This window comes from Burkholderia sp. Bp9015 (assembly GCF_003853505.1).
Classification (GTDB): domain Bacteria; phylum Pseudomonadota; class Gammaproteobacteria; order Burkholderiales; family Burkholderiaceae; genus Burkholderia.
Window position 1 is genome coordinate 106,551 of record NZ_QTPZ01000027.1, and the last position, 10,491, is coordinate 117,041.

The 10,491-nt window shown below is 65.5% G+C and carries 8 protein-coding genes; 5 read left to right on the forward strand and 3 right to left on the reverse strand.

Annotation, left to right across the window (positions count from 1 at the left end):
- Window positions 1-36: 36 nt before the first annotated feature.
- Entirely contained in the window at window positions 37-921 is an 885-nt protein-coding gene (gene purU / locus DIE12_RS25995) for a formyltetrahydrofolate deformylase (RefSeq protein WP_124520756.1), read from the forward strand.
- Between the two features lie 138 nt (window positions 922-1,059).
- On the opposite strand, the gene DIE12_RS26000 is transcribed toward purU, so the two are convergent.
- Together DIE12_RS26000 and uvrA are read right to left on the reverse strand one after the other, a co-directional pair.
- On the reverse strand, window positions 1,060-2,142 hold the full coding sequence (locus tag DIE12_RS26000) for an AI-2E family transporter (RefSeq protein WP_044847453.1): 1,083 nt from the start codon (window positions 2,140-2,142) through the stop codon (window positions 1,060-1,062).
- 255 nt (window positions 2,143-2,397) lie between these two features.
- Window positions 2,398-5,283, reverse strand: coding sequence for an excinuclease ABC subunit UvrA (uvrA, locus tag DIE12_RS26005; protein ID WP_044847452.1), 2,886 nt, complete (start codon window positions 5,281-5,283; stop codon window positions 2,398-2,400).
- Window positions 5,284-5,561: 278 nt separating this feature from the next.
- Here uvrA and DIE12_RS26015 point away from each other — a divergent pair, with 278 nt between their 5' ends.
- The gene (locus DIE12_RS26015) at window positions 5,562-6,749 is read left to right on the forward strand and encodes an MFS transporter (RefSeq protein WP_044847451.1); all 1,188 of its coding nucleotides are present in this window, start codon (window positions 5,562-5,564) and stop codon (window positions 6,747-6,749) included.
- 103 nt (window positions 6,750-6,852) lie between these two features.
- Entirely contained in the window at window positions 6,853-7,401 is a 549-nt protein-coding gene (locus tag DIE12_RS26020) for a single-stranded DNA-binding protein (protein WP_124486498.1), read from the forward strand.
- Between the two features lie 458 nt (window positions 7,402-7,859).
- On the opposite strand, the gene DIE12_RS26025 is transcribed toward DIE12_RS26020, so the two are convergent.
- Complete coding sequence (locus DIE12_RS26025) at window positions 7,860-8,084, reverse strand: hypothetical protein (RefSeq protein WP_044847449.1); 225 nt, start codon at window positions 8,082-8,084, stop codon at window positions 7,860-7,862.
- A 240-nt stretch (window positions 8,085-8,324) separates the two neighbouring features.
- Between DIE12_RS26025 and DIE12_RS26030 the strand changes: the two genes are divergently transcribed.
- Both DIE12_RS26030 and phaP read left to right on the forward strand, forming a co-directional pair.
- Window positions 8,325-9,089: a ParA family protein gene (locus DIE12_RS26030; protein ID WP_044847448.1), complete on the forward strand. Its 765-nt coding sequence runs from the start codon at window positions 8,325-8,327 to the stop codon at window positions 9,087-9,089.
- 460 nt (window positions 9,090-9,549) lie between these two features.
- Entirely contained in the window at window positions 9,550-10,131 is a 582-nt protein-coding gene (gene phaP / locus DIE12_RS26035; RefSeq protein WP_124486497.1) for a TIGR01841 family phasin, read from the forward strand.
- Window positions 10,132-10,491 lie beyond the last annotated feature (360 nt).

Below are 10,491 nucleotides of genomic sequence, written 5' to 3' on the forward strand. Positions count from 1 at the left end.
TATTTGACGAATACCGAAACGAAGGGAGTAGCGGTCATGTCGACCGATCACAGCTTTATCTTGAAACTGTCGTGCCCCGACCGGCATGGCATCGTCCACGCGGTCTCGGGCTTCCTGTTCGAGCGTGCCAACAACATCCTCGATTCGGCGCAGTTCGGCGACAGCCGCACCGGCGAGTTCTTCATGCGCGTGCACTTCGTGCAGGACGGCGAGGGCGCGGATGCCGCGTCGGCGCTCGACACGCTTCGCAAGGAATTCGCGCCGCTCGCCGAGCAGTTCGGGATGCGCTGGGAAATGCACGACGCGGCCGTGAAGCCGCGCGTCGTGATCATGGTGTCGAAGATCGGCCACTGCCTGAACGACCTGCTGTTCCGCTACCGCACCGGCCAGCTGCCGATCGAGATTCCGGCGATCGTGTCGAACCACAAGGAGTTCTACCAGCTCGCCGCGAGCTACAACATCCCGTTCCATCATTTCCCGCTCGTCGGCGGTTCGTCCGATGCGGCGAAGGCCGCGCAGGAAGCGCGGGTGCTGGAAGTGATCGACGAACACCAGGCCGATCTCGTCGTGCTCGCGCGCTACATGCAGATCCTGTCGCCGAACATGTGCCAGCAGCTCGCCGGCCGCGCGATCAACATCCACCATTCGTTCCTGCCGAGCTTCAAGGGCGCGAAGCCGTACTACCAGGCGTTCGACCGCGGCGTGAAGCTGATCGGCGCGACCGCGCACTACGTGACGACCGACCTCGACGAAGGCCCGATCATCGAGCAGGAAGTCGAGCGCGTCGACCACAGCATGACGCCCGACCAGCTCACCGCGATCGGCCGCGACGTCGAGTGCGTGACGCTCGCGCGTGCGGTGAAGTGGCACGTCGAGCACCGGATCGTGCTGAACGGGACGAAGACCGTCGTGTTCCGCTGATCGGCTGATCGGTGATGCGCGCCGGCCGGCCTGCGCAGGCCGTCGGTTGCCGCAAACAAGAACGCCGCGCCCTTGACGGGGAGCGGCGTTTTTTTATCGCGTGATGCGCGGGGATCGGGTTGCGTCGGGTACGGCGCGTCAGATCAGCCGCAGCATGTACAGCTCGCGCTTCATGTACGCATAGAAGATCGGCGCGGCGATCACGCCCGGCAGCCCGAACGCGGCTTCCATGATCAGCATCGCGAGCAGCAGCTCCCACGCGCGCGACTCGATCTGGCCGCCGATGATCTTCGCGTTCAGGAAGTACTCGAGCTTGTGGATCACGACGAGGAACGCGAGCGACGCGATCGCGGTGCCCATGCTGACCGACAGCGACACCGCGACGATCAGCGTGTTCGAGATCAGGTTGCCGATCACCGGCAGCAGGCCGACGATGAACGTGACGAGCACCAGTGTTTTCGACAGCGGCAGCCGCTGGTGGAAGATCGGCAGCGCGACGAGCAGGTAGATGCCGGTAAAGGTCGCGTTGATCGCCGAGATCTTGATCTGCGCGAACACGATCCGGCGGAACGATTCGGCGAAGCGCGACACGCGCGTGACGAGCGCGGTCGACAGCGGCCGACGCACCTTGCCGTGCTCGACGCCGATCGCGATCATCGCGCCGATGATCATCCCGAACACCACGTGGCCGAAGCCGCGCGCGACGCTCTTGCCGCCTTGCTGGAGCTGGTCCATGTGCGAGTGCATCAGCAGCGCCGCCTTGGTCTTCATCTGTTCGACGTCGACCGGCAGCAGGTTCGCGATCCAGGCCGGCGTGCGGGCGCGCGTCTGCTCGACGATCTGCATCAGCTGGCCAAGGAGACTCTGCAGGTTCGGCACCGTGTGCTCGAAGTGGTCGATGATGCCGATCGTCAGGCCCGTGAGCCCGCCGACGATCGCGATCGACAGCAGCACGACGGCGACCCAGCGCGCGCGCATGCTCGTGGTGTGGCGTTCGATCACCGGGGCGATCGTATGGATCAGCTGATAGACCAGCATGCCGGCCAGCAGCCCGCCCAGCAGCTTGAGTTCGATGACGAGCACCATCGCGACGAGGGCGAACAGGTAGCTGCCGATCTCGATCGCCGACAGCTTCGGCAGGCTGAAGTCGCTCGTCAGCCGCACGCTGCGCAGGTGCGGCTCGCGGTTCTGCGCGTCGCGCGACTCTTGTTGCTTCTCCATCATGGATTCCTGTCGTTCGTGTGCCGTGCCGCGCGGTGGGCGACACGGCGGCGATCGCCCGGCGCCGCACCGGATTGGTGCGGATGGCGAACCTTACGACCGTAAAGTATAGCTTCCATTATGGTCTGCCACGGGGCTGTTTGGCTCGTGGTGTAAACGCAGAGGGGAAAACCGCAGAAGGGAAAACGAGGAGGCCGGCGCCGCCCCGCTGCCGGGCGCGCGCGGCCGGGCAGCCGCGCGCGGGAACGGAAAGTGTCAGCCGGCCGCCGCCTTGCGGGCCGGGCGCTTGAGCAGCGGCGCGAGGTACTTGCCGGTGAAGCTCGCCTTGGTCTTCGCGACCTGCTCGGGCGTGCCCTGCGCGATGATCTGGCCGCCGCCGGCCCCGCCTTCGGGGCCGAGGTCGATCACCCAGTCGGCCGTCTTGATCACATCGAGGTTGTGCTCGATGATCACGACCGTATTGCCCTGGTCGCGCAGCCGGTGGATCACCTCGAGCAGCAGCGCGATGTCGTGGAAGTGCAGGCCGGTGGTCGGCTCGTCGAGGATGTACAGCGTGCGGCCCGTGTCGCGCTTCGACAGTTCCAGCGACAGCTTCACGCGCTGCGCCTCGCCGCCCGACAGCGTCGTGGCCGACTGGCCGAGGCGGATGTAGCCGAGGCCGACGTCGAGCAGCGTCTTCAGCTTGCGGGCGATCACCGGCACCGCGCTGAAGAACTCGTACGCGTGCTCCACCGTCATGTCGAGCACTTCGCTGATGTTCTTGCCCTTGTACTGCACTTCGAGCGTTTCGCGGTTGTAGCGCTTGCCGTGGCACACGTCGCACGGCACGTAGACGTCCGGCAGGAAGTGCATCTCGACCTTCAGCACGCCGTCGCCCTGGCACGACTCGCAGCGGCCGCCCTTCACGTTGAACGAGAAGCGGCCCGGATCGTAGCCGCGCTCCTTCGCGGTCGGCACGCCCGAGAACAACTCGCGGATCGGCGTGAACAGGCCCGTGTAGGTGGCCGGGTTCGAGCGCGGCGTGCGGCCGATCGGCGACTGGTCGACGTTGATCACCTTGTCGAAGTGCTCGAGGCCCTCGATCGCCTCGTGCGGCGCCGGCTCGGCCGACGAGCCGTACAGGTGGCGCGCGACCGCGTGATACAGCGTGTCGTTGATCAGCGTCGACTTGCCGGAGCCCGACACGCCGGTGATGCAGGTCAGCAGGCCAACCGGCAGTTCGAGATCGACGTGCTTCAGGTTGTTGCCGTGCGCGTCGACGATGCGCAGCATCCGCTCGGGATCGGGCGCGAGCCGCTCGTCCGGGTATTCGATCGTGCGCTTGCCGACCAGATACTGGCCCGTCAGCGACTGCGGGTTCGACTGCACCTGCTTCGGCGTGCCTTCAGCCACGATCACGCCGCCGTGCTCGCCGGCGCCCGGGCCCATGTCGACGACGTAGTCGGCCGTGCGGATCATGTCCTCGTCGTGCTCGACGACGATCACCGAGTTGCCGAGGTCGCGCAGGTGCTTGAGCGTCGCGATCAGGCGGTCGTTGTCGCGCTGGTGCAGGCCGATCGACGGCTCGTCGAGCACGTACATCACGCCGGTCAGGCCCGAGCCGATCTGCGATGCGAGCCGGATCCGCTGCGCCTCGCCGCCGGACAGCGTTTCAGCGCTGCGCTCGAGCGACAGGTAGTCGAGGCCGACGTTGTTCAGGAAGGTCAGGCGCGCGACGATTTCCTTGATCACCTTGTCGGCGATCTCGCGCTTCGCGCCGTCGAGCGACAGGCCGTCGAAATAGCCGAGCGCGTCGCGCAGCGGCCAGCCGCTGATTTCATAGATGCCGCGCGCGTAGTCGCCGGTGCCGACCCGCACGTGGCGCGCCTCGCGGCGCAGCCGCGTGCCGTCGCACGACGGGCACGGCTGGTTGTTCTGGTATTTCGCGAGCTCTTCGCGCACCGCGACCGAATCGGTCTCGCGGTAGCGGCGCTCGAGGTTCGGGATGATCCCTTCGAACACGTGCTCGCGGATCGTCGTGCGGCCACGCTCGTTGATGTACGAGAACGGGATCGTCTGCTTGCCCGAGCCGAACAGCAGCACCTTGCGGATCTTTTCCGGCAGGTCCTCGAACGCGGCGTCGATGTCGAATTCGTAGAACGCCGCGAGGCTCTGCAGCATCTGGAAGTAGAACTGGTTGCGGCGATCCCAGCCCTTCACGGCGCCCGCGGCGAGCGACAGCGACGGGTGCGCGACGACCCGCTTCGGGTCGAAGAACGTGATCTGGCCGAGGCCGTCGCATTCCGGGCACGCGCCCATCGGGTTGTTGAACGAGAACAGGCGCGGCTCGAGCTCCTGCAGCGAGTACGAGCAGATCGGGCACGCGAACTTCGAGCTGAACAGGTGTTCGTGGTCGGTATCCATCTCCAGCGCGATCGCGCGGCCGTCGGCGAGGCGCAGCGCGGTCTCGAACGATTCCGCGAGGCGCTGCTTCATGTCCGGCCGCACCTTGAGACGATCGACGACGACGTCGATCGTGTGCTTGTCGTTCTTCTTGAGCTTCGGCAGCGACTCGACCTCGTAGATCTTCGCGACGCCTTCGTTCGCGGTGCCGCCGCCCGAGCGCACGCGAAAGCGCACGAAGCCCTGCGCCTGCATGTCCTCGAACAGCTCGGCGTGCTCGCCCTTGCGGTTCGCGACGACCGGCGCGAGGATCATCAGCTTGGTTTCCTCGGGCAGCGCGAGCGCCGCGTCGACCATCTGCGACACGCTCTGCGCCTCGAGCGGGATGTCGTGGTCGGGGCAGTACGGCGTGCCGACCCGTGCGAACAAAAGTCGCAGGTAGTCGTGGATTTCGGTGACCGTGCCGACGGTCGAACGCGGGTTGTGGGACGTCGCCTTCTGCTCGATCGAGATCGCGGGCGACAGGCCCTCGATCAGGTCGACGTCGGGTTTCTCCATCAGCTGCAGGAACTGGCGGGCGTACGCGGACAGGCTCTCGACGTAGCGGCGCTGGCCTTCGGCATAAAGGGTGTCGAACGCGAGCGACGACTTGCCCGACCCGGACAACCCGGTAATCACGATCAGCTTGTGGCGCGGCAGGTCGAGATTGACGTTTTTCAGGTTGTGGGTGCGTGCCCCACGGATACGGATCTGTTCCATGAACCTGGCGAAAATGGAGGGAACCAAACCTGCTACTATAACGGCTTTTCGAGGCCGTCGTTGGGGGCCCCCAGCCTTTGCAGCAGCTGGCAGCAAGGCGGTGTCCACGCCGGGAAGGCGGCCGCGCCGCACGGCGCGAGGCGGCCCGCAGGCTGCCTGCCCGACGTCCCGGAAAGCGGCCCCGGAAAGCGCGCCTGCCAGGCCTGCCGGGCCGGTGGCCCTGATCTTCCGCCGCCCGCCGCCGGGCGGACATTCCGATCATTCGAAATTCATTCCCGATGTCCAATCCGTCCGCCACGTCTTCCCGCATGAGTGCGCCCGAACTGCGCGCGACCACGTCGCTCGCGGCGATCTTCGCGCTGCGCATGCTCGGCCTGTTCATGATCATGCCGGTGTTCTCGGTCTACGCGAAAACCATCCCGGGCGGCGACAACGTGCTGCTCGTCGGCATCGCGCTCGGGGCGTACGGCGTCACGCAGTCGCTGCTGTACATCTTCTACGGGTGGGCGTCGGACAAGTTCGGCCGCAAGCCCGTGATCGCCACCGGCCTGCTGATCTTCGCGCTCGGCAGCTTCGTCGCCGCGTTCGCGCACGACATCACGTGGATCATCGTCGGCCGCGTGATCCAGGGGATGGGCGCCGTGTCGTCCGCGGTGCTCGCGTTCATCGCCGACCTGACCTCCGAGCAGAACCGCACGAAGGCGATGGCGATGGTCGGCGGCTCGATCGGCGTGTCGTTCGCGGTCGCGATCGTCGGCGCGCCGATCGTGTTCCACTGGGTCGGGATGAGCGGGCTGTTCGCGATCGTCGGCGTGCTGTCGATCCTCGCGATCGGGGTCGTCGTGTGGATCGTGCCCGACGCGGCGAAGCCCGTGCACGTGCCGGCGCCGTTCGGCGAGGTGCTGCACAACGGCGAGCTGCTGCGCCTGAACTTCGGCGTGCTCGTGCTGCACGCGACGCAGACGGCGCTGTTCCTCGTCGTGCCGCGCCTCTTGGTCGACGGCGGGCTGCCGGTCGCCGCGCACTGGAAGGTCTACCTGCCGGTGATGGGGCTCGCGTTCGTGATGATGGTCCCGGCGATCATCGTCGCGGAAAAACGGGGCAAGATGAAGCCGGTGCTGCTCGGCGGCATTCTGGCTATCCTGATCGGCCAATTGTTGCTCGGCAGCGCTCCGCATACCATCCTGATTGTGGCGGCGATCCTGTTCGTGTACTTCCTGGGTTTCAACATCCTGGAAGCGTCGCAGCCGTCGCTCGTGTCGAAGCTCGCGCCCGGTTCGCGCAAGGGCGCGGCCACGGGCGTCTACAACACCACGCAATCGATCGGGCTCGCGCTCGGCGGCATCGTGGGCGGCTGGCTGCTGAAGCACGGCGGCGCGAACACCGTCTTCTACGCGTGCTCGGGGCTCGTGGCGGCGTGGCTTATAATCGCGGCCAGCATGAAAGCGCCGCCGCGCAAGGCCTGAACCTTCTTTTCGGGCAGGCACCGGCGGCGCTCGCCGGCTTGCCCGGCGGGCCGCTCCGACGACATTCGCGGGCGGCCCGGCATCGAATTTACTGGAGAAACACATGGCATCCGTCAACAAGGTCATCCTCGTCGGCAATCTCGGCGCCGATCCTGAAGTCCGTTACCTGCCGAGCGGCGACGCGGTTGCGAACATCCGTCTCGCGACGACCGATCGCTACAAGGACAAGGCAAGCGGCGATTTCAAGGAAATGACCGAGTGGCACCGCGTCGCGTTCTTCGGCCGTCTCGCCGAAATCGTCAGCGAGTACCTGAAGAAGGGTTCGTCGGTCTATATCGAAGGCCGCATCCGCACGCGCAAGTGGCAGGGCCAGGACGGCCAGGATCGCTACTCGACCGAAATCGTCGCCGACCAGATGCAGATGCTCGGCGGCCGCGGCGGTTCGGGCGGCGGCGGTGGCGGCGGTGACGAAGGCGGTTACGGCGGCGGCTACGGTGGTGGTGGCGGCGGCCGCGGCGGCGAACAGATGGAACGCGGCGGCGGCGGTCGTGCCGGCGGCGCGCCGCGCGGCGGTGCAGGCGGCGGCCAGAGCCGTCCGAGCGCGCCGGCAGGCGGCGGCTTCGACGAGATGGACGACGATATTCCGTTCTAAGCGGAACGCCGGTTCCCGATGTAAAGAGGGGCCCGAATCTCCACGCTGAATCACTGGTTCAGCCTGGATCTTCGGGTCCTTTTTTCGTTTACGCGTTTTTTGGGCTTTGGGCGGAACGTGCCCGATCGGGCGTGAGGAGCGTCGTGGTGGCGTCGTGCAAGGCGGGGAGAAGCCGCTGGCGCCGGCCGCGTCGGATGGGCGAGACTTGAGAATGGACTCCCCCGTCAGCGGACGTTCGTCGTCGCGGGCGCGATGGCCCTGACGTCTGTTGTGCTTACGTGGCGAGCATGCCGACCGCAAACTTCAACCGACGCAACCGCGCCGGTGAGCAGGTTTCCTGAAGCCTGCAACGGCGCATTCCCGACATGGGGGCCGTGGCATTCACGCCCGAGTCGCCTGCTTCGGACGGTGCGGACCATGACAAGAGCGGCGCCGTGGCCGCCGCAGAACAGAACCGCTTACGCTTCCGTGACGATCGCGACCAGATTGCTGACGCGCTCGACGGATTTTCCACCCTTCGGCCAGCGGACCAGCGCGTCGCTACCGTTGATCGACAGGATCACGCCATCGCTGCGGTCCACGGCACCCGTGAACGTGACACGGTTTACTTTTGCCGACGGCGAAAACGAAGCCGCGCTGCGGCCCGGCAGCAGATCCATCAGGAACGAAAATACGGGGTACACGACTGCTCCTTCGCAAGCTTGAACTACGGGTTTTCCCTAGTTTAACAGTTCGGATGTTGCGTCGCAACATTAGCCCTTGTGCCCGTTCCTCGTGCGCGCGTCTTCCGTCGTGATTTCCAGTCGTTCGTCGCGCCGCTCAGCAAATCTCCCGGGCGGTTCGTGTATCTGATCGATGTCACGCGGCCGCCACGATTGACCGGCTAAGCTCGATTTTTCGACGTTTCGATCGAAGGAGACACAATGCGGCGGGTCGTATTCAACCAGAAGGGCGGGGTGGGCAAGTCGACGATCGTCTGCAACCTGGCGGCGATCAGCGCGAGCGAAGGGCTGCGCACGCTCGTCATCGACCTCGACGCGCAGGCGAATTCCACGCACTACCTGCTCGGCGACCGGGCCACCGACGCGCATCCCGGCGTCGCCGAATTCTTCGAGACCGCGCTGACCTTCAACTTCCGGCCGGTCGACGTCGCATCGTTCATCCATCCGACGCCGTTCGACGGGCTCGACGTGATGCCCGCGCATCCGGACCTCGACACGCTGCACGGCAAGCTCGAGTCGCGCTACAAGATCTACAAGCTGCGCGACGCGCTCAACGAGCTCGACACCTACGATGCCGTCTACATCGACACGCCGCCCGCACTGAACTTCTACACGCGCTCGGCGCTGATCGCGGTCGAGCGCTGCCTGATTCCGTTCGATTGCGACGACTTCTCGCGCCGCGCGCTGTACACGCTGCTCGAGAACGTGAAGGAAATCCAGCAGGACCACAACGCGGCGCTCGAGGTCGAAGGGATCGTCATCAACCAGTTCCAGCCGCGCGCGAGCCTGCCGCAGCGGCTGGTCGACGAACTCGTCGAGGAAGGGCTGCCGGTGCTGGCGTCGCGGCTCTCGGCATCGGTGAAGATCCGCGAATCGCATCAGCAGTCGACGCCGGTGATCCATCTCGAGCCGGCACACAAGCTCGCGCAGGAGTTTCGCGCGCTGCATCGCGAACTGGTCGGGTGAGAGTGTCGGCGCTGGCCCGGCTCGGCGGTTTATATACGATCATTGAATTCGTCATTAATAATCCCGGTAACGATTTCAAAATAAATCTGGAAAAACGATTACAGGGGAATCTGCCCTATTTTCCAATGCGCACCTGTTTTTCAAATAACCGGAATAATGACGGGGTAAATGTTACGGACGTCGCGGTGCGCCATGCCGTAAAAAAGTAAAAATCATTTCGGGACAAGGCGTTGCGACGTGGCCCCATTGTGTGCGGGCGCAGATGCGAGGAGATCAACCCGATCGATAAGGGTTTTTACCTACCATTAATGCCATTTAATTGACAATTAATCCATCTAGAATGGCAATCTTCAACTCCCCGCGGTCAATCGTGCCTGCGGGTTGTGAATAAGGAAGCGGACCTCGATCTGGCTTCCATTTTTTTCGTTCGTCTCTCGCATTGCTAACAGGAGCGTGCCCGATGTCCGTATTTGCCCCCGAAAAATTCGCCGCCGATTATCAGTCCGGAATTGCCGCCTGGTTCGCGATTGCGCGTCCGGCAATCAATGGTTTCGAGGCCGTCGTCGAACTCAACCTGCAAGCGGCCAAGACGGCGCTCGACGAATACGAGGACAAGCTGAAGAACGCGTTCAACGCGAGCAACCCGGCTGCGGGCTTCGCGCAGCAAGTCGCCGCACCGCAGGAAGCTGCCGGCAAGGCCGTCGCGTACGGTCGCCATCTGTTCGACATCGCGGTGTCGACGCAGGCCGAGTGGGCGAAGGTCGCGCAGGCGCAATACGAGCAGACCGACAAGCGCGTGAAGGAGGTGGTCGGCGAGCTGACGAAGCATGCGCCGGCCGGTTCGGGCGCGGTGGTCGCCGCGCTGAATTCGGCGCTGTCCGCGGCGACTGCCGCGGCAGACTCCGTGCGCGCAGCGACGGGGCAGGCAATCGAAGCCGCACAAAGCGGTTTCGACGCGGTCAGCGAAACGGCGACGCGCGGTGCCAAGCAGACGGCGGCTGCCGCACGCAAGGAAGCCGCTTCGCGCGAATCGGCTGCATGAGCGCGTGTCGCGCGCAGGCGCGACACCATTGATCGAACGGCGCCGGCGGGCGCCGGCCGCCGCGTGTGCCGCGTGGTGGCCGGCGGCGTCCGGCTCGCCGCAACGTGTCCGGGCCCGGCTGGAGCGGGCGAATGGGCGGCGCGCATGAAAGCGCGAGCCCTGAGCCGCATCGCGGGTCGTATGGCGCTCAAGCGCCGACGTCGGCCGCCGTGCCGCCCGGCCCCGGCACGCGATACAGCATGCAACAGGGATCGACCCACTGATTTCGATGCAGGAACAAAACATGACGGACGTAGTGATCGTATCGGCCGCGCGGACCGCGGTCGGCAAATTCGGCGGCTCGCTCGCGAAGATCGCGGC